The following is a 23681-nucleotide window of genomic DNA, read 5'->3' as shown; positions in this document are numbered from 1 at the left end:
GCCCATTCTTCAGCCCCGCTCGCCGGGCGAAACGGCGACGCAGTGATGACCGTGCTTGGTCAGGACGGCGCAGGCCTTGCGGGCATCCTTCTCGTCCAGTCCGGTCAGGCGGGCACGATAGACGGTGTCCTTGCCGGTCTTGGCCTGGACCACGCTGGCCTTGGCGGTGCGCAGCAGGAAGGGCGCCTGCTTGACGGCCTGCGACACCGCCTTGTTGCCAGCCGCCTTGCTGGAGAAGGCGCCGACCTGGACACCCCAATGCGAGGCGTCGCCGCCACGGGTGGACTTCTCCTCACGGGCCGGCGCGGCGGGGATCGCCGCCGGAACCGCCGCGGCCTGCAGCGAGGCGCGGACGACCGGCTTGGCCTTGACCTCGACCTCCTCGTCGTCATCGTCCCCTTCGCCATCGATGGCGTCCGACCGGGTGGTGTCGAGGCTCGCCATCACCGGCGCATCGTCGCGGCCCCGGTTGGGCCGGCCGAAGGCCTGATCGAGCAGCGCCGCCATCCTGTTGTCGCGCGATACGGCAGACTTGCCGCCCAGCACGACGCCGACCAGACGCCGCCCGTCCCGCACCGCCGAGGCGGCGAGGTTGAAGCCGGACGCCACGGTATAGCCGGTCTTGATGCCGTCCATGCCCTCGTAGCGGGACATCAGGTGGTTGTGGTTGGCCAGGGTGCGGCCGCCATAGACGAAGTTGCGGCGGCTGAAATAGGGGTAGTACTTCGCATGGTCCCGCATCAGCGCGCGGGACAGGTAGGAATAGTCGCGGGCGGTCGTCACCTGCTCCATGTTCGGCAGGCCGGAGGCGTTGCGGTAGACGGTGTGGCGCATGCCCAGTTCGCGGGCCTTGCGCGTCATCATCTCGGCGAAGCGCGACTCGGTGCCGCCCAGCGCCTCCGCCAGCACCACGGCGGCGTCGTTGGCCGACTTGGTGACGAGGCCGAGGATCGCCGTCTCCACCTTCAGCGTCTGCCCGGCGCGCAGGCCGAGCTTGGTCGGCGTCATGCTCTCCGCCCAGGACGAGACCGGCAACTGCTGGTCGAGGGTCAGGCGACCGTCCTCCAGCGCGTCGAAGGTCAAATAGAGCGTCATCATCTTGGTCAGCGACGCCGGATGGGTGATCGCATCGGCGTCCTGGTCGATCAGCACCTGCCCGGTGCGGGCATCGACGACGATGGCGGCGGCCTTGGCCGCCAGCGCCTCGGCCGCGGACAGGCCGGACCCGACGGCAACCATCCCCAGCAGCGCGGCCGCCGCGAGCAGATGGCGACCCATACCCGCCGAACTCCGCCCGCCGGCCGTATCCGCCGCGCGAAAGGCGAACGGAAACAATCCGTTACGAACGGTGTTGCGCGTTACACTCATGATGGCCCCGCCAACCGCTAGATCTTGGTGCTTGGTTCAATGGTAAATTCGTGCGAAATCAGTGTCTAGCATGAATTCGTTAATTTACTGCTTTGGCTTTTCGCAGTTTCTGTGGCCAAAATGCTGGTCCTGCATGTAGAGGGTAAGGAACGGCGGAGACGGCACGGCGGAAGGGGTGCGGCACGGCGCGAACGGAAGGGGCAAACGGATTACCGGCGCCCTCCGGCAGGCCAAAGCCCACCGGTGTCCGGAGATCGGGTCTTGCCGCCACGTCCTTCGTTCTCCACCTACCAGGGGCCGCCGACGCGAGGCAAGCGACAATGAGCCGTGGTCATCAAAGAACCGTTCGGGCCGCCTTTTTTTCCCGCGGGGGTGACCGCCGGGCCATGGTCCGCGCAACCGCCAGGATGGCGGGGCTTGCCGCCATGGCGGCCACGCTGTTCACCCTCGCCGGTTGCAGCTCCGTCGGGCCGACCGACAACCCGGTGGCGCGCAAGCTGACCTGGTTCAGCTATCTTAACGGCGACGACCTGCGGTCCAGTTGCGGCAAGGACAGCGCCGACCGCTACCGGCTGATCTTCAACGCCGACTACAATCGGCATGTCCGCACCTACGACATCGTTGGCGACCCGGACCGCGGCGGCGCCGCGGTCGAAGCCCACGTGATCGAGGCGACCGACCTCACCCGCCTGACGCTGGCCGATCCGTTCTCCGCCGCGCGCGGCAACACGGCGACCCTGCAACTGAGCGCCGCCCAGTTCGACAGCTTCGTCGGCCGCCTGCGCGAGGACGGGGTCTTCGACCCGCCGCCCCAGGGGTTGCGGTTGCCGTCCAACGGCTTTTACTGGCTGATCAACGGCTGCCGGGCCGGGCAATGGTTCTTCACCGCCTACCCCTATCCGTCCAGCCGCTTCACCGACGCCCGGTTCCCGGAGCTTCTGCGCAGCATCGACCCGACCGGCATCGCCTATCCCGGCCTGCCGGCTCCCGACGAGGCTCCGCGCACCCTGCCCTCCTCCGGCCAGCTGGCGGACGGCGGCGTGTTCTTCGAGGTGCAGATCGGGCGCGACGGGCTAGGCCGCTATGGACTGGTCGGCCCGACCGCCCCCTTCGGGGCGCTGCTGCTGAGCGCCCTTCCGGGGAAATAAGCCAAACCAAAAGTGGCGATCACAAGTGACCGCCGGGGTTCAGACGGTCTCTTCGGCCGGCTGGCGCGGACGCATGTCTTCCGGGACCAGTGTCTCGACCCAGGGGCCGTCCGGCATGCGCCGGGCCAGTTCGGTCAGGTTGCGGTTCCACCACTGGCGCTGTTCGGCGAGGTCGTCATAGTCGTAGTTCGACTGGCGCCAGCTGCGCGATTCGGCATGGTAGGACACCATGTCGATGGGGAAACCGACATCGTTGCTGGAGAAGCGCGTGCTGTCGAAGGACAGGTAGGCCAGCTTCAGCGCCGTCTGCATGTCGGTGCCGTAGGTCAGCGCGCGGTCCAGGATCGGCTTGCCGTAGGCGGTGGCGCCGATCGACAGATAGGGCGTGCGCTCGTCCACCTCGATCCAGTTGCCCTCCGGATAGACCAGGAACATGTAGGGTTCGCGGTCTTCGGCCAGCTGGCCGCCGATGATGGCGTGCAGGTTGAAGTGCAGCTTCGACCCCTCCAGCGACTCCTTGTCCTCCGCGGCGACTTGCCGCAGGCAGGCGGTGAAGGCCGAAACCGCGTCCAGCATGGTCGAATAGGACTCGCCCCGGCGCTTCTGCATGTCGCGGCGCAGATAGGCCAGCGTCTTGTCGCGCACGCTGCGCAGGCCGGAGTTCATGATGAAGAAGCGGTCGCCGCCGCTGCCCATCATCGTCACCTTGCGGGCCGACGAGAGCTGCGATCCGCTGGTGATCCGGCCGTCCGACAGACCGATCAGGCCGTCGCGGGTCTTGATGCCAAGGCAATAGGTCATGATCGAAATTGTCCCGAAGATGCGGCCTGAAGAGCGGATGGTCCGGCACGCCGCGTCCAAGCGCCGCACCTGACCTATGGCCGAGGCGAGTCCCGCCCGCGGCCAAGCTACACTTGTCCCAGCGCCGGTAAAGCCTTCGTTAAGGACATCCGCCATCAGGGGCGCTTTCAAGGACTTGCCGGCGGTTCCGCGTGGCGGGCGCCGGCCGGCAACGGAAGCGACGCGGCTGTCATCGGAGCTTCACGCCGTGGGGGTATGGTGCGGCGCAAGGGAGTAAGCCGGATACCCGCCGAACGGACTGTTGACACCGCGCTGTGCTTAGTCCATAAAACCCTTATATTGCAGTGCAGCATTTCCTGCGCCGTTTCGCGGCTTGGGAAATCGAGCGGTTGACGGCTGCACAACGTAAAAATGCAACGCACACCGCTGCCGGCAGGCTCCTCGCCACGCTTTGCGGCGGACGGGTCTCCCAACCAAACGCCGGCATCAGCCAGGAAGGAACGCACGCCATGAACCAGTTTACGCCGAAGTCGCTCGAAAACGTCGCCACCCAGGCCAAGGAGCAGTATGAGGGCCTGGTGAAGGCCGGCCAGGAGCAGACGGTCAAGCAGTTCGAACAGACCGCGACCGCTGCCAAGGAGCAGTTCGAGAAGACTGCCGCCCAGCTGCTGAAGAGCTACGAGGACCTGCAGGCCACCGGCAAGGCCAATGTCGAGGCGCTGATCGCCAGCAGCACCATCGCCGCCAAGGGCGCCGAGGATCTGGGCCGCGAAGTCGTCGCCTACGGCCAGTCGGCCCTGGATAAGTCCATCACCACCGGCAAGGCGCTGCTGACCGCCCGGACCATCCAGGAAGTGGTGGAGCTGCAGAACGACTTCCTGAAGTCCAGCTTCGACTCGCTGCTGGCCGAGACCACCCGCCTGCAGGAGCTGTCGACCAAGGTGACCAACGAGGCCCTGGCCCCGCTGAACGCCCGCGTCACCGCGACGGTCGAGACCTTCTCCAAGCCGATCGTCAAGCCGATCGCCGCCTGAGCTGCCCCATCGGATGGCAGGTGACGGCCGGGGTTCAGCCATGGACCCCGGCATCGCAAACGGCCCGGCAACCTCCACGCGGTTGCCGGGCCGTCTTGCGTTCGGGCCGCCGACGCGCCAGCCGGATTCTCGCGCGGAAGTTTTTTGTGCAGCGCACAATACGGATTGACTCCGCCCGGCGGCTTCCTTATCTTCAGGTCATGTTGCAGTGCAGCATACTTCGGGCGCCCGCTCTGCCGGGGTCCGAGGGTTTCAACCCACTCCGCAACCGGCCGCCGCACCGTCGGGGCCGCGCGGTTGACCCCTTATAGAGCGCGAGGAGCATAGCCATGTCCGACCAGATCGCCGCCGTCACCAAGTCCGTCGAAGACGCCATCGCCACTGCCAAGCAGAACCTGGAAGGCTTGGTCAAGGCCCAGCAGGAGCAGATCGAAAAGGCCTCCGCCAAGGTGCTAAAGAGCTATGACGAGCTGACCGTTCTCACCAAGGAGAATGTCGATGCGCTCGTGAAGTCCGGCACCGTCGTCGCCAAGGGCGCGGAAGAGGCCGGCAAGCAGGTTGCCGCCTTCACCCAGTCCTCGCTGGAGAAGAGCGTGTCGAACGCCAAGGCCCTGATGGCGGTGAAGACGATCCAGGAACTGGTCGAATTGCAGAAGGCCTACACCAAGGCCAGCCTCGACGCATTCGTGTCGGAAAGCACCAAGCTGCAGGAGCTGACCGTCAAGGTCGCCAACGAGGCGCTGGCCCCGCTGAACGCCCGTGTCAACGCCACGGTCGAGGTTCTGTCGAAGAAGCCGGTCGCCGCCTGACCGGTTCGACTTCCCTGCTTTCTTGACCGGTGGGCAGCCAATGCCCACCTGATGGACCGCATCGCAGCGGCCCGGTATCCCGCCATGGGATGCCGGGCCGTTTTGCGTTTCCGGCCGCCCTCTTCCACCAACGGTCGGAAGGCCCCTTGATCGGGGTAGGGTTTTCCGCCGATTGCGGCCATTTCCGAAGCGGTGTCTCCTATTACGGAGTAGCGGAAGGGCCTGCGGTCCAAAGGAGGGTCTGCCAAATGGAGGTCAGCTGAAAACGGCCCCTTCCCACCGCGCCCGAAATGACCATATCATTCCCAGTGAAAGTGCATCGCGATGACATTCGACTGGGACCATGGCCGACTCTGACAAGCAGGGCAACGACGGCACTAACAGCGGCGTGGTCGTCAAGGCCAAGCCGAAGACCAAGAAGCCGTCGATGTACAAGGTGTTGATGCTGAACGACGATTACACTCCCATGGAGTTCGTCGTTCTCGTTCTCGAACGCTTCTTCAGCAAATCGCGGGAGGAAGCGACACAGATCATGCTGCATGTGCACCGGCGGGGTGTGGGGTTGTGCGGCGTGTTCACCTACGAGGTGGCGGAGACGAAAGTCACGCAGGTGATGGACTTTGCGCGCCAGAACCAGCACCCGCTGCAATGCACGTTAGAAAAGGATTAGACCCACACATGCTGTCGCGTAACCTGGAACAGACGCTGCACCGAGCCCTGGCCCACGCGAACGAGCGCAGGCATGAATACGCGACGCTCGAACATCTGCTTCTCGCGTTGACCGAAGACTCCGATGCTACCGCCGTCTTGCGCGCTTGCGGGATCGATCTCGACCGACTGCGCGCGGAACTGTCGGATTACCTCGACAATGAACTGGCGAACCTTATCACGAACAGGCCCGATGATGCCAAGCCGACGGCTGGTTTCCAGCGGGTTCTGCAGCGTGCGGCCATCCACGTCCAGTCGTCGGGACGTGAGGAGGTGACGGGAGCAAATGTGCTCGTTGCCTTGTTCTCTGAACGCGAGAGCCACGCGGTTTACTTCCTGCAAGAGCAGGAGATGACCAGGTTCGATGCGGTCAACTACATCTCTCACGGAATCGCGAAGGCTCCGGGCCGCTCGGAAACAAAGCGTGTCTCGGGCGCTGACGACGAGGCGGCGGCGGAGAAGGTCGTGAAAAAAGGCAGCGAAGCGCTAGACGCATATTGCGTCAACCTGAACAAGAAGGCGTCCGGCGGGAAGATCGATCCGCTGATCGGCCGGGAGCAGGAGGTCGAACGGACCATCCAGATCCTGTGCCGGCGGTCGAAGAACAACCCGCTCTACGTCGGCGACCCCGGTGTCGGCAAGACCGCCATCGCAGAGGGCCTTGCCCGCCGCATCGTCCAGCAGGAAGTGCCGGAGGTGCTGCGCAACGCCACCATCTTCGCACTCGACATGGGCTCGCTGCTGGCCGGCACGCGCTACCGCGGCGACTTCGAGGAGCGGCTGAAGGCCGTCGTGTCCGAACTCGAGGCGACGGAGGGGGCTATCCTCTTCATCGACGAGATCCACACGGTGATCGGCGCCGGCGCCACCTCGGGCGGTGCGATGGATGCCTCGAACCTGCTGAAGCCGGCGCTGGCGTCCGGTTCGCTGCGCTGCATCGGTTCGACCACCTACAAGGAATACCGCAGCTACTTCGAGAAGGACCGGGCGCTGGTCCGCCGCTTCCAGAAGATCGACGTCAACGAGCCGTCGGTCGAGGATGCGATCAAGATCCTCCAGGGCCTGAAGCCTTATTACGAGAAGCACCACAAGGTCACCTACACCAACGACGCCATCCGCGTCGCGGTGGAGCTGTCGGCCAAGTATATCGGCGACCGCAAGCTGCCCGACAAAGCCATCGACATCATCGACGAAGTCGGTGCGGCGCAGATGCTGCTGCCGGAGAATAAGCGCCGCAAGAAGATCGGCGTGAAGGACGTGGAGGCGGTGGTCGCCAAGATCGCCCGCATCCCGCCGAAGTCGGTCAGCCGCGACGACAAGGAAACGCTGCTGAACCTGGAGCGCGACCTGAAGACCATGGTCTTCGGTCAGAACAAGGCGATCGACGCGCTGGTCTCCGCGATCAAGCTGGCGAGGGCCGGCCTGCGCGAGCCGGAGAAGCCCATCGGCAACTACCTGTTCACCGGCCCGACCGGTGTCGGCAAGACCGAGGTGGCCCGCCAGCTCGCCATGACGCTGGGCATCGAGCTGACCCGCTTCGACATGTCCGAGTACATGGAACGGCACACGGTGTCGCGCCTGATCGGCGCCCCTCCGGGCTATGTCGGCTTCGACCAGGGCGGCATGCTGACCGACGCCATCGACCAGCACCCGCACTGCGTCCTGCTGCTGGACGAGATCGAGAAGGCCCATCCGGATCTGTTCAACATCCTGTTGCAGATCATGGACCACGGCAAGCTGACCGATCACAACGGCAAGATCGTCGATTTCCGCAACGTCATCCTGATCATGACCTCGAACGCCGGGGCCGCCGACATGGCCAAGCCCGCCATCGGCTTCGAGCGTGACCGCCGGGTCGGCGAGGACATCGAAGCGGTCGAGAAGATGTTCACGCCGGAGTTCCGCAACCGTCTCGACGCGATCATCCCGTTCGCGCCGCTGACGCAGGAGGTCATCAACCGCGTCGTCGACAAGTTCATCATGCAGATGGAAGCGCAGCTAGAAGACCGCGGCGTGTCCATCGAGCTGAACGAAGAGGCGCGCGAGTGGCTGGGCAAGAAGGGCTACGACCCGCTCTATGGCGCCCGCCCGCTCGGCCGCGTGATCCAGGAGTACATCAAGAAGCCGCTGGCGGAAGAGCTGCTGTTCGGCAAGCTCAGCAAGGGCGGTCTGGTCAAGGTCACCGTAAAGGACGACAAGCCGGCCTTCGACTATACCGAAGGCAACCGGCCGAAGCGCACCTCCGGCGACGATGACGAGGAGATGGTGTCGGAGATGGTCGAGTAAGGTCGGCCGATCCGGGTCACCAACCCGTTCCGCATCGTAAAAAAGGGGACCGTCCGCGGTCCCCTTTTTCGTTGTGCGGCCAATGGGTGCGGCCGACGGATGCGCTCTTTTGCATCGGGTCGTCACCGCGCGATACTTTTGCGCGAGGGCCGGACTGCGGTATGGTCGCGCCATGACCGAATCCGCCGCCACGCCGCCCGCCGCCGATTCCGCCGGCCTTGTCCAGTCCGCAGATGCGCAGGCGCCGCTGATGCCGGCACCCGATGCGCTGCGCATCGCGTTTTCCTGCGCCGACACGGACGAGGCGCGGGCCGCCCGCACCCGGCTGGTCCACCGCTACGGCAATGCCTTGCCGGACGAAGCCGACGTGATCGTGGCGCTGGGCGGCGACGGCTTCCTGCTGGAAACCCTGCACCGGGCGTTGACCCGCAACCGGGAACGGCCGACTCCGGTCTATGGAATGAACCGCGGTTCGGTCGGCTTCCTGCTGAACGCCTACCGCGAGGAGGATCTGGCCGAGCGGATCGTGGAGTCCCAGCATGTCCGCCTGCATCCGCTGCGCATGGTGGCGACGCGGGTGAACGGCGAGCGGGTCGAGGCGCTGGGCATCAACGAGGTTTCCCTTCTGCGCGAAACGCGGCAGGCGGCCAAGCTGCGCATCACCATCGACGGGGTGATCCGGCTGCCGGAGCTGATCTGCGACGGCGCGCTGGTGGCGACGCCAGCCGGCAGCACCGCCTACAACCTGTCGGCCCACGGCCCCATCGTGCCGCTGAATGCCGGCGTTCTGGCCCTGACCCCGATCAGCGCCTTCCGCCCGCGGCGCTGGCGCGGCGCGCTTTTGCCGCACACCGCCAAGATCACCTTCGACGTGCTGGAGGAAGGCAAGCGCCCGGTCAGCGCCGTCGCCGACTTCACCGAGGTGCGCGAGGTTCTGCGGGTCGAGGTCCAGGAATGCCGCGAGGTCGGCCTGACCCTGCTGTTCGACCCGGAGCTGAACTTCGAAGAGCGCATCCTGAAGGAACAGTTCGCGCCGTAAGGCTCGCGCCCCTCCGTCACGCCCGCCCCTATGCTCGCCGGGCGACCCACACCGCGGTCAGGTCGTCGCGCAGCGGCAAGCTGGTGCGGGCATAGAAGCTGTCCATCATCGGCCGCAGCGGGTGCTGGCGGTCGCGGGCCAGCGCGTCGCGGACGAAATCGGGCACGGCGCCCTGCCCCAGCGGGGCATGCTCGTCGCTGCCGCATTCGATCAGGGCATCGCTGTACAGGAACAGGAAGCCGCCGCGCGGCAGGCGGTGGCTCTGGTCGACATACTGCGCCCGGCGCGAGGCGCCGAGCACCAGCCCGGCCGAATCGAGCAGGCGGATATCCGGCCCGTTTCCCTTCGCGCCGGCCGGCGTTCCCAGCACCGGGTTGGGCGAGCCCGCCGCGGCGAAGGTCAGCGTGTCGATGGCGAGGTCGAGGATGCCGAAGAAGGCGGTGGCGAACTGCCCCGTCGGCAGCACGTCCTTCAGCGCGCCGTTCAACTGGGTCAGCCATTGCGACGGCGCCATATGCTGCATCGGAAAGCGGTCGATCAGCGTGTGCAGGCGGAAGGTGTTGATCGCCGCGGTGATGCCGTGCCCGGCGAAATCGATCATCAGCAGCCCCAGCCGGCGGTCGCCCAGCGGATAGAGGCCCCAGAAATCGCCGCCCAACTCCGACGAGGTCTCGAAATGGGCGTCCAGCGTCAGGCCGTAGCGGTCCGCCACCTCGGCAAGCTTGCGGGTCTCCGGTAGAAGCGAGGTCTGCATGGCGCGGGCATGCGACAGCTCGCGCTGGACCCGCTCGCGGAAGGCGGCGAGATCGTTGAACAGCTTGCGCTTTTCCAGCTGGTGGCGGACACGCGCCACGCACTCGCCGGGCTTGATCGGCTTGGAGATGAAGTCGCTGCCGCCGGCCTCGAAACAGCGCACCTGCTCCTCGTCGCTGTCCAGCGCGGTCTGGAACAGCACGGGAAGCTGCTCGTGCGTTGCGTTGCGGCGCAAAGCCTCGCACATCTCCCAGCCGTTCATCACCGGCATGTCGACGTCCAGCAGGACGAGGTCGGGGCGGAAACGGTCGACCGCCGCCAGCCCTTCCCGGCCGTTCTCGGCAAAGGCGATCTCGGCGATGCCGGCGCGGCGGATCACCAGGGCGAGCGATTTGCGGTTGAATTCGTTGTCGTCGACGATCAGGACGCGGCAGTCCGACAGCGACAGGGCGGGCGCGGCCATGGACGCTCCGTCAGCGGTCGAACTGCAGGACGGTGCAGCGCCCGCCGTCGGTCACCGTCACCCGAGAGGCCAGCGTCCGCATGAAGACGAAGCCGCGGCCCGACCGCGCCTTGTTGCCGGTGGTCGCCGGGGCCAGCGCGGTGTCGAAGCCGCCGCCCTGGTCCACCACCGCGATGGCGATGCAGCGCCCGTTCCAGCGGCAGAAGATGTCCAGCCGCCGCCGCGTCACGGCGGGATCGCCCAGCCGGTCGCGCATCATCTCGCTGAACCGGCGATAGCCGCCCGGCTCCCCCTTCACCGCGCTGGACAGGCCCAGATTGCCGTGGACGATGGCATTGGCGACGGCCTCATGCAGGCAAAGCTCCACATTGGACCGGCGTTGCGGATCGAGGACGCCGCGCCGCACCAGCTCGTCGCAGACCAGCACCGGGCATTGCAGGCCATAGGCGGTGCCGGTGGTCAGCGACAGGTAGAATCCGGGAAGCTCGGGATCGTCGGCCGCCGGTGCCCCCGACCAGTCGTCGAGCGGCGCCGCCGCCTCGTCGGCGCCCTCCCCCAGCTCGACCGTCAGAAAGGGGCTGCGGTCGAGGGCTTCGCGCAGACGGTCTCGGTCGGCCCGCTCCATCAGCAGCGTTTCGACCGCCCGGTCCGGCAGCCCCCGCCCGGTCGCCACGGCATCGTCCCGCTGGTCCTGCACCGTCCCGGCGAAGCGCAACGCGACGCGGGCGGCCATGTCGGCGGGCACGCGGTCGCGCAACAGGCTGAAGCCGCGGAGTGCCGGTTCGGCCGGGCGGTCGTGATGAGCGGCGTCCATGCGGCAAACTCCCCTGGGACAAGGACCGGCAGGTCAGGACTCGGCAGTTCGGAATTCGGCTGGTCAGGACTCGATGGTGATGATCTCGCCCAGCCGCGCCAGGTCGATCGACCGCTTCACGTCACCCAGAGGATGGCGAACGATCATCTTGATGTTGCGGCTCTCGGTCTCCTCCTGGAGGATCAGCAACATCCCGAGCCCGGCGGAGTCGATGAAGTCCAGCTTCGACATGTCGATGACGAAGCGCCGCGCACGGGACTGCTCGACCAGTTCGACGATGTCTCTGAGCCGGTCATGGTCGGTGAACTCGAGGCGGCCCGTCAGCCACACCTCCGTCGCATCGACTGTGTTGGTCGTCTTGAAATCCATAGATCCTCTCAAGATCCTCTCATCCGGTCCGCAACCCTGGCCGCACCCATACAAATGCGCGCGAAACCAAAGCCTTCCGCTTATGCACAGTAGTGCAAGCACTCGGCCAACCTCAAGCTTCGATACTGGAATGGGACAACCGCTCTCCTCAGGCGCGACACTTTTCCTCCGCTTCCCGCCCCTGGGACTCAACCCGCATGGACGGGCGGCGGACGACGAGGTAGAACGTCCTTGGGGAGGTGCGCGCTCCGCGTGCCGCATCGCCGCCCTACAACGAACCTCCGGAACGGCAAGGCATGACCAGGATCGTTGAGGCATGGCGGCGCATACCGACGGTATCGGCCAAGTTCCTGCTGATCCTGGTGCCCAGCCTCGTGGTCGCGGTTTCGCTGTTTTCGGCGCTGTTCTTCTATGACCGCTACAAGGATTTGCAGGCGGCGCTGCGGGAGAAGGTGGCGACCATCGCCGACATCAACGCGGCGGCGCTGTCCAACAATCTGTGGACCTTCGACGTCCAGGCGATCCGCAACGTCATCCAGGCCATCGGCGCCAACCGGGAGCTTGTCTGCGTCGAGGTGAGCGACGATCTGGCCGACGGGCTGTTCGCCTGGCCGGGGCCGAACTGTCCCTTGAGCAGCGACGCCAACATCGAACGGCGGCCGGTCCGGGTCCAGAACCTCCAGGTCGGCACCATCACCCTGCATTACAGCCACGACGTGGTGCGCGAACAGCTGCGGCAGGAGGTGGTGAACACCGCGGTGCTGCTTCTGCTGATGCTGGCCGGCACCATCGCGGCGGCGCTGGCGGCACTGCGGCTGACGGTGGGCCGGCCGCTGGGGCGATTGATCGCCTCCATCCTGGAATCGGAACGGGGCGGCGGGCACCAGCCGGTGGACTGGCGCGCCGCCGACGAGCTTGGGCGGGTGATCCAGGCCCACAACGCCATGCTCGCCCGGCTGGGACAGGAGGAGGCCGCCCTGCGCAAGAGCGAGCAGCGGCTGGCGCTGGCCATCACCGCCACCCGGTCCTCCGTCTGGGATTACGACCTGCGCAGCGGGCAATATTGGTGGTCGAAGGAGTTCCCCGCCCTGCTCGGCTATGGTCCGAACGAGCTGCGGATGACGGCGGAGACCTGGTCCTCGCTGCTGCATCCGGACGAGGCGGAGCGGGTGATGGCGGAGTCGCGGCGCCGGGTGCGCGACCGTGCCATGGCCTATACCGCCGTCTACCGCATGCGCCGGCGCGACGGCCGGTGGGCCTGGATCGAGGACCGCGCCACCGCCCAGCGCGATCCCGACGGCTGCGCCCGCCGCCTGACCGGGACCATGTCCGACGTCACCGAACGGGTGCGTGCCGAGCTGGATCTGGCCCATGAGCGCAACGTGCTGCAGGTCACGCTGGACAACACCGACCAGGGCATCATCAAGGTCGACGGCGACGGGCGGGTGGTGACGGCGAACCGCCGCGCCGCCGAGCTGCTGAACATCCCGCCCGAGGTGCTGGCCGGAAACCCGCGCTTCGCCGACGTGGTGGCGCTCCAGCGCCGCCAGGGCGAGTTCGGCGAGATGGGCGACGACCCCGATCTCTATCTCAGCTACGGCATCGGCGCGGGGGGCCGCGGACGCGGCTCCGACGCCGGTATGGATGGCGGCTTCGGGATGCCGCCGGGCGAGCCGATGGAGGAGCCGGCGGGGATGATCGACCAGCCCTTCACCTTCAAGCGCCGCCGTCCCGACGGCCGCATCGTCGAGGTGCGCACCAACCCGCTGCCGGAGGGCGGATTCGTCCGCACCCTGACCGACGTGACGGTTGAAGCCCGGTCGGCCGAGGAGATCTTCAATGCGATGCAGGAGCTGGAACGCGCCTATGCCGATTTGAAGGAGACGCAGGCCAATCTGGTCCAGGCGGAGAAGATGGCCTCGCTCGCCCTGCTGGTCGCCGGGGTCGCCCACGAGATCAACACCCCGATCGGCATCGCCTTCGGCTGCGCTACCCACCTGTCGGGCCGGACCGGCATGCTGGTCGAGGGGTTCGAGCGCGGGACGATGAAAAAGTCGGAGCTTGCCGCCTATGTCGCCACCGCCAGCGAATCCTCCCGCCTGATCGAACAGAACCTGACCCGCGCCGCCGAACTGATCCAGAGCTTCAAGCGCGTCGCCGTCGACCAGACCAGCGAGGAGCGCCGCCGCTTCGACCTGCTGGCCTATCTGGAGGAGGTGGTGACCTCGCTCGGCCCCACCCTGCGCAAGAGCCGCCACCGCGTCGCCATCGCCTGCTCGCCCGGCATCCTGATGGACAGCTTCCCCGGCGCGCTGAGCCAGGTGGTGACCAATCTGGTGATGAACGCGCTGACCCACGCCTTCCCGGCGGACAGCAAGGGGCACATGGTCATCGACGTGGACGAGGTGGCCGAGGGCGAGGTGGAGATCCGCTTCGCCGACGATGGCGTCGGCATCGCCGCGGAAAACCTGCCCAAGGTGTTCGAGCCCTTTTTCACCACCCGGCGCGGGGCGGGCGGCAGCGGCCTGGGGCTGCACATCGTGTTCAATCTGGTCACCCAGTCGCTGGGCGGGCGGATCTCGGTTGACAGCGTTCCCGGCGATGGAACTACCTTCACCCTGCGCATTCCGAAGACCACCGCCACCCCCGCTGTCCCCCCCAACCCCGCGCCGACGTCTACAGCGCTGGAGACCGAATCCGCATGAGCATCGGCGCCTACGACGACGACGAGATCCTGTTCGCCGACGAGGAAGCTGACGGCGCCGCGCGCGAGCCCAGCGAGGCAGCCGCACGCTTGGCGGTGATCGACCCGGCGGCCCCGCCCTGGGTGATCCTGGTGGTGGACGACGAGTCCGACGTCCATTCCATGACCGGGCTTTTGCTTGCCGATGTCGCCTTCCAGCGGCGGCGGCTGGACCTCGTCAGCTGCTTCACCGCGGCGGACGCCCGCACCGTGCTGGAAAGCCGGCACGACATCGCCGTGATCCTGCTCGACGTGGTGATGGAGGAGGACGATTCCGGCCTGAAGCTGGTGCGCTGGATCAGGGACGGGCTGGGCAACCGCGATGTCCGCATCATCCTGCGCACCGGCCAGCCGGGTCAGGCGCCGCAGCGCGACGTGATCGTCGATTACGACATCAACGACTACAAGCCGAAGGCCGACCTGTCGGCGGAAAGCCTGTTCACCGCGGTGATCGCGGCGCTGCGCGCCTTCGACCAGATCCAGTCCATCGAAACCCGGGTGGCGGAGCGCACGCGCGAGCTGCGCGAAAGCCGCGAACAGGCGGAAGAGGCGACCAAGGCCAAATCCGCCTTCCTCGCCACCATGAGCCACGAGATCCGCACGCCGATGAACGGGGTGCTGGGCATGCTGGGCCTCTTGGAGCGGACCGAGCTGGACGACCACCAGCGCGACACCGTCGGCACCATGCGCGAGTCGGCCCACGCGCTGCTGCGGATCATCGACGACATCCTGGACTTCTCGAAGATCGAAGCCGGGAAGATGGATCTGGAACGGGTGGCGCTGTCGGTCCCGGCGCTGGTGGAGGGGGTGGCGGAAACGCTGGCCCCCGCCGCCGGGGCCAAGGGGCTGGCGCTGCTGACCTATGTCGACCCGGCGATCCCGCAGACTTTGCTGGGCGATCCGGTGCGGCTGCGCCAGATCCTGTTCAATCTGGCCGGCAACGCCATCAAGTTCACCGAGGCCGGACGCGTCGTGCTGCGCGCCGAGCTGGAGTCGCCCCCGACGGGCACGGAGACGCTGCTGCGCATCGCCGTCTGCGACACCGGCATTGGCATCGCCGAGCCGACGCGCCAGCGCCTGTTCCAGCCCTTCACCCAGGCGGAAAGCTCCACCACCCGCCGCTTCGGCGGCACCGGGCTCGGCCTGTCGATCAGCCGGCGGCTGGCCGCCCTTATGGGCGGCGAGATCGGGGTGGAGAGCGAGGCGGGCCTCGGCTCCACCTTCTGGCTGCGCCTCCCCCTGGCCAGCACCGCCGCGCTGGTTTCGGCGGAAGACGGTCCCGAGGCCGTCGATCTGGACGGGCTGACCGTCCTGCTGGGCGTGCCCGACGACACGGAGCGCGGTTTCCTCGCCCGCTATCTGGAGCAGGCCGGCGCCCGTGTGCTGCCCGCCGCCTCCCCACATGAACTGGCGGCCCAGGCCCGCATCGCGCGCGAAGCCGGCTGCGCGGTCGGCGTCGTCACCATTGACGAGGCGCTGCACGTGCCCGCCGCCGCCTGCGCGCCGGAGGAGCTTGGCCGCCGCAGCGGCGAGGCCCGGCCACCGGTGGTCCTGCTCTGCCATGAGACCGGCGGCATGCCCGGCCCGGCCTCCCATCCCGCGACGCGCGGGGCGGAAGCCGGCACCGTGGTGCTGAGCCGCCCGCTGCGCCGGCTGGTCCTGCTGCGCGCGGTGGCCATCGCCGCCGGCAGGCTGCATCCCCAGCCGGTCCACCCCCAGCCCCAGTCCCCCGCCCTACCGTCACCTGACGGTGCGAAGACCGCAACAGGCCCTGCCCCCGGCGCCCCCGGCGTTGAGGAGGCAGAAGCCCAGGGGCGCCTGATCCTGGTGGCCGAAGACAATCCGGTGAACCGCAAGGTTCTGCTGATGCAGTTGCAGGCGCTGGGCTATGCCGCGGAGATGGCACCCGGCGGGGCCGAGGCGCTGGAAGCGCTCGACGCCATGCGGCGGGGCCGGCGGCGTTTCGCCCTGCTGCTGACGGACGTGCAGATGCCGGAGATCGACGGGTTCGAGCTGACCCGCCGGATCCGCGGCGATGAACCGTCGGCGGACCGCCTCCCGATTGTCGCCATCACCGCCAATGCCGCCCCGGCCGACATCGACCGCTACCGCGCCGCCGGCATGGACGATGTGCTGAGCAAGCCGCTGGAGCTGTCGCAATTGGGGGTGACGCTCGCCCGCTGGATGCCGCCGGTCCCCACCGAGTCAGCCGAAGTTCCGGCACAGCCGTTGCCGGAGCCGGCGCCCGAGACATTGCACGAACCTCTAATCGAACTCGCCGGCCTGCGCGCGCTGTGCGGCGGCGATGCGGAGATGCTGGCGGAACTGCTGGGCGATTTCATCGCCATCGGCCGCGGGGTGATCGCCGATCTGGACAAGGCTCTCGACATCGGCGACCGCGACCGGATGCGGGCGTGCGCCCACAATCTGAAGGGGTCCTCCCGCAATGCCGGCGCTAGGCCGCTGGCCGAGGCCGCCCGCGTGCTGGAGCAGTCGGCCACCGAAGGCGCGCCGCTCCCTCGGCTCAGGGAGGAGGCCGGCCGGCTGCGCGACAGCTTTGCCGCGACCTGCACCGCCGTCGAACGGGAACTGGCTCTCGAGGAGCGGTCGACGGCATGAGCGACCCGACGGATTTCCACCCCGACCGGCGGCAAGCCCTTGGCCTGCTGCTGGGGGCCGCCGCCTCTGCCGCCACCGCCCGCGGCGCTCTGGCCCAAAGCGCCCCGGCCCCAGGCACTCCGGCCCCGAGCGCCCCAGCCCAAAGCGCCCCGGCCGATGTCGGCGTGCCGCGGCTGGGCGAGGAACTGACGCCCTTCGGGGCGGTGCGCGCCGGCAACCGCACGCGGGCGATCCCGCCCTGGACCGGCGGGCTGACCGAGGCGCCGCGCGGCTATGTGCCGGATCGCCCCTCGCCCGATCCCTATATCGAGGACGTGCGCTGGTTCACCGTCGGCGCCGCCGATGTCGAGCGTTACAAGGTCCGGCTGACTGCCGGACAGCAGGCCCTGCTTGAGAAGTTTCCGGACAGCTTCGAATTGGCGTTGTTTCCCAGCCGCCGTAGCGCCGCGGCACCGCAGCGCATTTACGACGCCTCGCTCGCCAACGCCGACCGCGCCAGGCTGGGCGAGAACGGGCTGGCCCTGCGTGATGCGTCAGTGGGGGTGCCCTTCCCGATTCCGGCGAACGGCGTGCAGGCGATGTGGAACCACAAGCTGCGCTGGCGTGGCGGCACCCTGTCGCGCACCAGCCTGACGGTGGTGCAGTCCGGCGACGGAACCCGGTCGATGACCCGGCTGCGTGAGGATTTCGCCTCGCCCTATGCCGCCGGGGATGCCGCCGCCCCGCCCCTGCTCTACCGCCGCACGATCCTGGACCCCAAGGAACAGGCGGGCAGCAGCCTGATCGTCCAGGGGACGCTCGACCCCATTGCCGCCCGCACCCGCGCCTGGGTGCGCGAGGGGGAACGCGGGCGCGTCGTTCCGGCATCGGACTTCGCCTATGACACGCCCGACCCGGTGACCGGCGGGATCTGTACCGCCGACATGCTGGACATGTTCAGCGGCGCGCTCGACCGCTTCGACTACACGCTGGTGACGCGGCGCGAGATGTACATGCCGTACAACGCCCACCGGCTGATCAACCCCAGCCTGACGATGCGGGACATCCTGTGGCCGCACCATCCCAACCCGCAGTTCCTGCGCTATGAGATGCACCGGGTCTGGGTGGTCGATGCCCGGCTGAAGCCGAACTTCAAGCATTCGCTGCCCGACCGCACCTTTTACCTGGACGAGGACAGCTGGCAGATCCTGGCGTCGGAGCATTACAACGGCAAGGGGGAGCTTCTGCGCTACGCCGAAGCACACCCGTTGCCGGACTGGCAGGTGCCGGCCCTGGTGCCGACGATGGAGTTCGCCTTCGACCTGACGGCCGACCGGTACACCGCTCGCGGCGTCGAAAACGGCCTGCCCCCACCGCGCTACGATGCCCCGCTGAAGCCGGAGGACTTCACCCCCGACGCGCTGGTCCGCCGCGGACGGCGAGGATAGCCGGGGCGGGGGTGAAGCGGCGGCGGATCGTCACATCGATCCGGTCTGCCTGACCTCGTGCGTCTCGGCCGGCCGGGTGGCGTGGCGGTTCAGGATCTCCAGCGCGATGCGTTCGCGGGCGGCGTCGCCGACATTGACCCACAGCAGGATGCCGCCCTTGTCGAGGTGTTGCAGCATCGGCTCGTTGCGCTTGTCGGTGATCCATTGCGACAGGAAGGACCCGGCCGCCCCGCTGCCGACACCCGCCGCTGCGGCAGCGGCAGCCGCGGCCAGAGCGGTGCCGCCGGTGGCGAGCACGGCGCCGGTGGCGATGATGGCGCCGACATAGGCGGGGAAACCGACCGCGGCACCCTTGCCGCTGCCGACATCCTCCGGCGAGATGTAGGCCTGCCGCGGTGCGTCGGGATCGTGGGCGAGGCTGCCGACGTCGCCCGGCACATCGCCCAGCCGCTCGCGGATCGTCTCGTCATTGGCCAGCAGGCTCAACTCGTGGCGCTGGAAGCCGGCGAGCGTCAGGTCGTCGATGGCGTTCTGCAGGGCATCGCGGCTGTCGAAGACCGCCACGGCCTCGCGCACCGTCGCATCGGTGCTGCCGGCATCGGTGCCGGCGGTCCCGGCGTCTCCCGTCCAGGCACTGGAATCGATCGTGGTCGGGTTCTGGTCGCGGCTCTCGATCATGCCTCCACCCCTTCGCTTGGCAGGAAATCCGAACAATCCGAATCCAACCGGAAAGCAGGGGCAAGGTTCCGCTGGAGAGCGCGATGCGGCGGGCGAGCGGATTGCGGACCATGGGCTCAACCTGTCGATGCGGACCTGCCGGGCCATGGTCTGGCGATGAAGGCCGATCTGGCAAAAGCACCGGTGTTCTGGCTAGTATCCGGCACCCATGCTGTCAAGGAAGGATACCCGCCATGAAGCGGCTCCTGCTCGCCACCCTGTTCGCCCCTCTGCTTGCAGCCGGCCTGTCCGTCGGCTCCGCCGCCCCGGCCCTCGCCCAGATCAGCCTGTTCCAGGACACGGGCCTGATGCAGGCGGTCAATGACGGCGACGTCACCAAGACAAAGGGCGCCCTGTTGCGGGGCGAGAACCCCAACCAGGCGGACATCCATGGCAAGACCGCCCTGCTGGCTGCCGTCGACCGCTCCAGTCCGGCCATCGCCGCCCTGCTGCTGGACAGCGGCGCCAACGTGAACCGCGCCGACAAGGCCGGCGTCACCCCGCTGCTGGCCGCGGCCGAGAGCGGCAATCCGGAACTGATCGACCTGCTGCTGAAGAAGGGCGCCAAGGTCGACATGGAGAACCGCGAAGGGATGACCCCGCTGATGGTCGCCGCCCGCAACGGCCGGGCCGACGTGGTGGACAAACTGCTGAAGGCCGGGGCCAAGGTCGACCGCTCCGACTTCACCGGACGGACCGCGCTGAACTGGGCGCAGGAAAGCCGCAACCCCCGCGTTGGTACGTTGCTGCGCCAGGCCGGCGCCCGCTGACGCCCCTCCGCTGATCCTCTGCCCCGGAGACTCCATGTTCGGTTCGGCCTTCGGCGGTCCCGGCCCGCTGCTGCTTCTGCTGCTGGCGCTGGGGATCGACGCGCTGTTCGGCGACTGGCTGGACCGCATCCTGCCCGACCCGGCGGGGCTGGCGCGGCGCTTCTGCAACGCCGCCGATGCCCGGCTGAACCGGGCGGAGCGGGGCAAGCCGGCCCAGCTGTTCCGCGGGGCGCTGGTGGTGCTGGCGCTGGTGTTGATCGCCGCCGCCGCCGGGCTGCTGGTGGAGTGGATCGGCTCCATCGGCCGCGGCTGGATGGTGGAGTTGCTGGCCCTGCTCTGCGGTCTGCGCGGCCGGGCGGCCTGGACCCGCGTTCGGGCGGTGCGCCGGGCGCTGGAAAGCGGCGGAGTCGTCGCCGGGCAGGAGGCGATCCAGTCGCTGACCCGCCGCCATGTCTATGGGCTGGACGAGCATGGCATCGCCCGCGCGGCGGTGGAGGCAGCCGCCCGCGCCTTCGACCGCAAGCTGGTGGCGCCGGTCTTCGGCTATGCCCTGCTCGGCGTGCCGGGACTGTTCGTCTGGACCGCGATGGACGGCGCCGACGCCGCGCTCGGCAGCCCCGGCGTCCGCCATGGCCGCTTCGGATCGACCGCGGCGACGCTGGACGATGCGCTGAACGCCCTGCCCGCCCGTCTGGCCGGCCTGCTGCTGGCGCTGGCCGCCCCTTTCATCGGCACCGCCAAGGCCGGCGGCGCATTGCGCACTCTCGGCCGCGACGCGCGCAAGCATCCGTCGCTGAACATGGGCTGGCCCATCGCCGCGATGGCCGGCGCGCTGGGGCTGGCGCTGGGCGGCCCGCACCGCGACGGCGGGGTGGTCATCACCGAGAACTGGATCGGCGACGGCCGCGCCCGCGTCACCCCCGCCGACATCGGGCGGGCGCTCGCTCTGTCCGCCGTCGCTTCCCTGCTGCTGGTCGGGCTGGTGGCGCTGCTGCTGTGGGGCGTGGCCGGCATCTGAGGTGCCGCAGCCCTGCGCCCCGGACACGGCAATGTCCCGCCCTTGTCAGGCCACCGCCCGCATCCCGTCCATATACTAGTATGGCGAGGCAGGGAAAGCGGGGGCGATGAGTACGGGAGAGAGTGCGCCGGCTGCGGCTGAGGCTGCGCGGGCGGAAGCGACATTGGCGGACAATGTTTTGGCCGAGCGGGCCCAGGCGGAACGGCGGTCGGGCCAGGCCGGCATTTTCTGGATGATGCTGACGACGCTGCTGTTCGTCACCCAGGACGCCACCATCCGGGTCCTGACCAAGAGCTATCCGGTGGTGGAAGTCGCCTGGGCGCGCTTCGCCGTGCACATGCTGCTGGTGGGCACGGTCGTCGCATGGCGCAGCCCGCATCTGATGGTGTCGCACCGGCTGCCGCTGCAACTCGTCCGCTCCTGCCTGCTGCTGGCGACCACGCTGTTCGCCGTCCTCGCCCTGCGCAGCATCCCCTTCGCCGAGGTGCAGGCGATTGCCGCCGCCGTCCCGGTCCTGATCACGGCGCTGTCGGTGCCCTTGCTGGGCGAGAAGGTCGGCTGGCGGCGCTGGGTTGGCGTGCTGGTCGGGATGGCTGGCGCCCTGATCATCGTCGGGCCGGTGGGCGGCACCTTCCAATGGGCGCTGGCCCTGCCGCTGGCCGCGGCCTTCAGCAACGCGCTGTACCAGATCGCCACCCGCAAGCTGCGGGGCGCGGATTCGCCGACGACCACCATCTTCTACACCGGCATGGCCGGGACGGTCGCCTGCACGCTGGCCCTGCCCTTCAACTGGGTGACGCCCGACCTGACGGGTGCGGCGCTGATGATCCTGCTGGGGACGCTGGGCGGCATCAGCCATTTCTGCCTGATCCGCGCCTACAGCGCCGCCCCCGCCGCCACCGTGGCGCCCTTCGGCTACACCACGCTGGTGTGGGCGGCGGTCTATTCGCTGATGCTGTTCGGCGAGGAGTTGCGCCTGTCGACGATCCTCGGCACCGTCGTCATCGTCGGCAGCGGCGTCTACATCTTCTATCGCGAACAGATGCGGTCGCGGCAGTCCTCCTGAACCGTCGGGCCGGCAGCCGTCAGACGGCCTGCGGCCCGACATCCTCCACCATGTAGAATGGTCCGCGCCGGTCGCGCTCGACCCACAGGATGAAGCGGCTGACCCCGCCGGCCTTGATGGTCCAGAGATCGCCACCGCCGTCCAGCGGGCGAAGCTCCAGCTCGTCCGGCACCGGCGTCTCGCCCAGCCGTTTCAGGATGCGGTCGGCGCGGGTGCGGTCGATGCCGGGAAGGCTCTCGGCGGCGCGGGCGTCGAAGCGGTCGCTCTTCACATAGCGGGTGCCGGCGCCCTGGATCGGGCTGGACGGCCGGCCGGGCTGCATCCGCGCCCGCGCCGCCATCAGCCGCCAGCGGGCGGTGCCGCAGGCGTGGATCGCGGCGGCATGAACGGCGGCCACCCGCTCGATCAGGTCGGGGAACAGCGGCATCAGCTCGCGACGCTTGTAGGCCACGCGGCTCATCAGCTCATGAATCGAGCGCTCGCTCGCCGCGGCGGCGTCCGGCAACTCGACCGTCTCCGCCGCCAGCAGGGCCGGGATGGCGTCGAGCGCCGCCTCCGCCACCAGTGCCTCGATGCGGGCCAGCGCCGCCGCCCCTGCCGCACCGGTGCGGGCGATGGCATCGGCGACCACCGGCCGGGCACGGTCGAGCGCCTCCGTCCTCGGCACCTCGTCGGACAGGGCGGACAGCCAGCCGGCGTCGAACAGGGTGTCGTCGGGAAAAGAAAGAAGGGCGCTCAATCGCTCGAAACCCGGTCGGTGACGCTCAGCCGTCCGCCCGCATGCGGGCGACGATCGCCTCCAGTACCTCTTCGGCCCGGTCGTTGTCGACCTGGCACGTGCCGGCCGCCTGATGGCCGCCGCCGCCATACTGGAGCATCAGCGGGCCGATGTCCGTCTTCGAACTGCGGTCCAGGATCGACTTGCCGCAGGCCAGCACGGTGTTCTGCTGCTTCAGGCCCCACAGCACATGGATCGACACGTTGGTGTCGGGGAACAGCGCGTAGATCATGAAGCGGTTGCCGGCATAGATCGTCTCCTCCTTGCGGAGGTCGAGCACGACGACGTTGCCGTGCACGGTGGCGCAGCGCTTCAGCTGGTCGACGAACAGCTCGGCATGCTGGGTGTAAAGCTCCACCCGCTCCTTCACGTCGGGCAGATCCAGGATCTGCTCGATGGTATGGCTGCGGCAGTAGTCGATCAGGTCCATCATCAGCTGGTAGTTCGACACCCGGAACTCGCGGAAGCGGCCCAGGCCGGTCCGCGCGTCCATGATGAAGTTCAGCAGGGTCCAGCCGGTCGGGTTCAGGATGTCCTCGCGCTGGTACTGCGCCGAGTCGGCCTGATCGACCGCTTCCATCATCTCGTCGGAGATGGTGGGGAAGCGCTCCTTCCCGCCGTAATAATCATAGACGACGCGGGCGGCCGACGGCGCCTTGGGGTCGATGATGTAGTTGGGCTTCTCGCCGACGCGCATGGTTTCCGACAGGTGATGGTCGAACACCAGATGGGCGCCGTCGACATAGGGCAGGTTGGTGGTGATGTCGCGGTCGGTGATCTCGATCTTGCCGTCCTGCATGTCCTTGGGATGGACAAACTTGATCTCGTCGAGAATGCCCAGCTCCTTCAACAGGACGGCGCAGACGAGCCCGTCGAAATCGGACCGGGTGACAAGGCGGTACTTCGCGGCGTCGGACATGCAAGAAATCCCCTGGCGACCGTCATGATTGA

At 68.1% G+C, this 23681-nt stretch carries 20 protein-coding genes; 12 read left to right on the top strand and 8 right to left on the bottom strand.

The genetic code is table 11. The features are described 5' to 3' along the window. Nucleotides 1-9: 9 nt before the first annotated feature. A complete protein-coding gene (locus ABNQ39_RS01650; protein WP_376958439.1) occupies nucleotides 10-1278 on the bottom strand; it encodes a D-alanyl-D-alanine carboxypeptidase in 1269 nt (422 codons plus the stop codon). 476 nt (nucleotides 1279-1754) lie between these two features. Here ABNQ39_RS01650 and ABNQ39_RS01645 point away from each other — a divergent pair, with 476 nt between their 5' ends. Beyond that, nucleotides 1755-2516, top strand: coding sequence for a hypothetical protein (locus tag ABNQ39_RS01645; protein ID WP_376958438.1), 762 nt, complete (start codon nucleotides 1755-1757; stop codon nucleotides 2514-2516). A gap of 39 nt (nucleotides 2517-2555) precedes the next feature. Here ABNQ39_RS01645 and ABNQ39_RS01640 read toward each other — a convergent pair whose 3' ends face one another. Then, entirely contained in the window at nucleotides 2556-3317 is a 762-nt protein-coding gene (locus tag ABNQ39_RS01640) for a peptidase (protein WP_376958437.1), read from the bottom strand. A 509-nt stretch (nucleotides 3318-3826) separates the two neighbouring features. On the opposite strand from ABNQ39_RS01640, the gene ABNQ39_RS01635 reads away from it, so the two are divergent. The 5 genes from ABNQ39_RS01635 (at nucleotide 3827) to ABNQ39_RS01615 (ending at nucleotide 9193) form a co-directional block, all read left to right on the top strand. Next, nucleotides 3827-4351, top strand: a complete 525-nt coding sequence (locus ABNQ39_RS01635) for a phasin family protein (protein ID WP_376958436.1) — start codon at nucleotides 3827-3829, stop codon at nucleotides 4349-4351. 329 nt (nucleotides 4352-4680) lie between these two features. Next, nucleotides 4681-5160 (top strand): phasin family protein, encoded by a 480-nt coding sequence (locus tag ABNQ39_RS01630; RefSeq protein ID WP_376958435.1) that lies wholly within the window; start codon nucleotides 4681-4683, stop codon nucleotides 5158-5160. A 343-nt stretch (nucleotides 5161-5503) separates the two neighbouring features. Continuing rightward, complete coding sequence (gene clpS, locus ABNQ39_RS01625) at nucleotides 5504-5830, top strand: ATP-dependent Clp protease adapter ClpS (RefSeq protein WP_014246998.1); 327 nt, start codon at nucleotides 5504-5506, stop codon at nucleotides 5828-5830. Between the two features lie 8 nt (nucleotides 5831-5838). Beyond that, nucleotides 5839-8154, top strand: a complete 2316-nt coding sequence (gene clpA, locus ABNQ39_RS01620; protein ID WP_109445315.1) for an ATP-dependent Clp protease ATP-binding subunit ClpA — start codon at nucleotides 5839-5841, stop codon at nucleotides 8152-8154. A 172-nt stretch (nucleotides 8155-8326) separates the two neighbouring features. Beyond that, nucleotides 8327-9193 (top strand): NAD kinase, encoded by an 867-nt coding sequence (locus ABNQ39_RS01615; RefSeq protein WP_376958434.1) that lies wholly within the window; start codon nucleotides 8327-8329, stop codon nucleotides 9191-9193. A 28-nt stretch (nucleotides 9194-9221) separates the two neighbouring features. Here ABNQ39_RS01615 and ABNQ39_RS01610 read toward each other — a convergent pair whose 3' ends face one another. The 3 genes from ABNQ39_RS01610 to ABNQ39_RS01600 form a co-directional block, all read right to left on the bottom strand. Beyond that, a complete protein-coding gene (locus ABNQ39_RS01610; RefSeq protein WP_376958433.1) occupies nucleotides 9222-10409 on the bottom strand; it encodes a PP2C family protein-serine/threonine phosphatase in 1188 nt (395 codons plus the stop codon). Between the two features lie 10 nt (nucleotides 10410-10419). Continuing rightward, entirely contained in the window at nucleotides 10420-11223 is an 804-nt protein-coding gene (locus tag ABNQ39_RS01605) for an ATP-binding protein (RefSeq protein ID WP_376958432.1), read from the bottom strand. A gap of 63 nt (nucleotides 11224-11286) precedes the next feature. Beyond that, entirely contained in the window at nucleotides 11287-11592 is a 306-nt protein-coding gene (locus ABNQ39_RS01600; RefSeq protein ID WP_376958431.1) for an STAS domain-containing protein, read from the bottom strand. A gap of 296 nt (nucleotides 11593-11888) precedes the next feature. Between ABNQ39_RS01600 and ABNQ39_RS01595 the strand changes: the two genes are divergently transcribed. From ABNQ39_RS01595 to ABNQ39_RS01585, 3 genes are read left to right on the top strand one after another with little or no spacing between them, the layout of a single operon-like run. Then, on the top strand, nucleotides 11889-14297 hold the full coding sequence (locus ABNQ39_RS01595; protein WP_376958430.1) for an ATP-binding protein: 2409 nt from the start codon (nucleotides 11889-11891) through the stop codon (nucleotides 14295-14297). Beyond that, nucleotides 14294-16954, top strand: a complete 2661-nt coding sequence (locus tag ABNQ39_RS01590) for a response regulator (RefSeq protein WP_376958429.1) — start codon at nucleotides 14294-14296, stop codon at nucleotides 16952-16954. Before ABNQ39_RS01595 ends, ABNQ39_RS01590 begins: the two co-directional genes overlap by 4 nt. Beyond that, entirely contained in the window at nucleotides 16951-18381 is a 1431-nt protein-coding gene (locus ABNQ39_RS01585; RefSeq protein WP_376958428.1) for a DUF1329 domain-containing protein, read from the top strand. The genes ABNQ39_RS01590 and ABNQ39_RS01585 overlap by 4 nt, the downstream gene beginning before the upstream one ends. 30 nt (nucleotides 18382-18411) lie before the next feature. On the opposite strand, the gene ABNQ39_RS01580 is transcribed toward ABNQ39_RS01585, so the two are convergent. Continuing rightward, the gene (locus ABNQ39_RS01580; protein ID WP_376958427.1) at nucleotides 18412-19059 is read right to left on the bottom strand and encodes a hypothetical protein; all 648 of its coding nucleotides are present in this window, start codon (nucleotides 19057-19059) and stop codon (nucleotides 18412-18414) included. A 233-nt stretch (nucleotides 19060-19292) separates the two neighbouring features. On the opposite strand from ABNQ39_RS01580, the gene ABNQ39_RS01575 reads away from it, so the two are divergent. The 3 genes from ABNQ39_RS01575 (at nucleotide 19293) to ABNQ39_RS01565 (ending at nucleotide 21952) form a co-directional block, all read left to right on the top strand. Continuing rightward, nucleotides 19293-19868 carry an ankyrin repeat domain-containing protein gene (locus ABNQ39_RS01575; RefSeq protein ID WP_376958426.1) on the top strand — a complete coding sequence of 192 codons (576 nt, stop codon included), beginning with the start codon at nucleotides 19293-19295 and terminating at the stop codon, nucleotides 19866-19868. A gap of 34 nt (nucleotides 19869-19902) precedes the next feature. Then, complete coding sequence (locus ABNQ39_RS01570; RefSeq protein WP_376958425.1) at nucleotides 19903-20886, top strand: cobalamin biosynthesis protein; 984 nt, start codon at nucleotides 19903-19905, stop codon at nucleotides 20884-20886. A 163-nt stretch (nucleotides 20887-21049) separates the two neighbouring features. Next, nucleotides 21050-21952, top strand: coding sequence for a DMT family transporter (locus ABNQ39_RS01565; protein ID WP_376958424.1), 903 nt, complete (start codon nucleotides 21050-21052; stop codon nucleotides 21950-21952). Nucleotides 21953-21971: 19 nt separating this feature from the next. Here the strand turns inward: ABNQ39_RS01565 and ABNQ39_RS01560 are convergent, their stop codons facing one another. Together ABNQ39_RS01560 and ABNQ39_RS01555 are read right to left on the bottom strand one after the other, a co-directional pair. Next, nucleotides 21972-22691, bottom strand: coding sequence for a hypothetical protein (locus ABNQ39_RS01560; protein WP_376958423.1), 720 nt, complete (start codon nucleotides 22689-22691; stop codon nucleotides 21972-21974). 25 nt (nucleotides 22692-22716) lie between these two features. Continuing rightward, the gene (locus tag ABNQ39_RS01555; RefSeq protein ID WP_376958422.1) at nucleotides 22717-23649 is read right to left on the bottom strand and encodes an exopolyphosphatase; all 933 of its coding nucleotides are present in this window, start codon (nucleotides 23647-23649) and stop codon (nucleotides 22717-22719) included. Between the last annotated feature and the right edge of the window lie 32 nt (nucleotides 23650-23681).

The organism is Azospirillum sp. A26, assembly GCF_042604635.1.
GTDB classification, from domain to species: Bacteria; Pseudomonadota; Alphaproteobacteria; order Azospirillales; family Azospirillaceae; genus Azospirillum; species Azospirillum palustre.
This window is presented reverse-complemented; position numbering and strand designations above follow the sequence as displayed.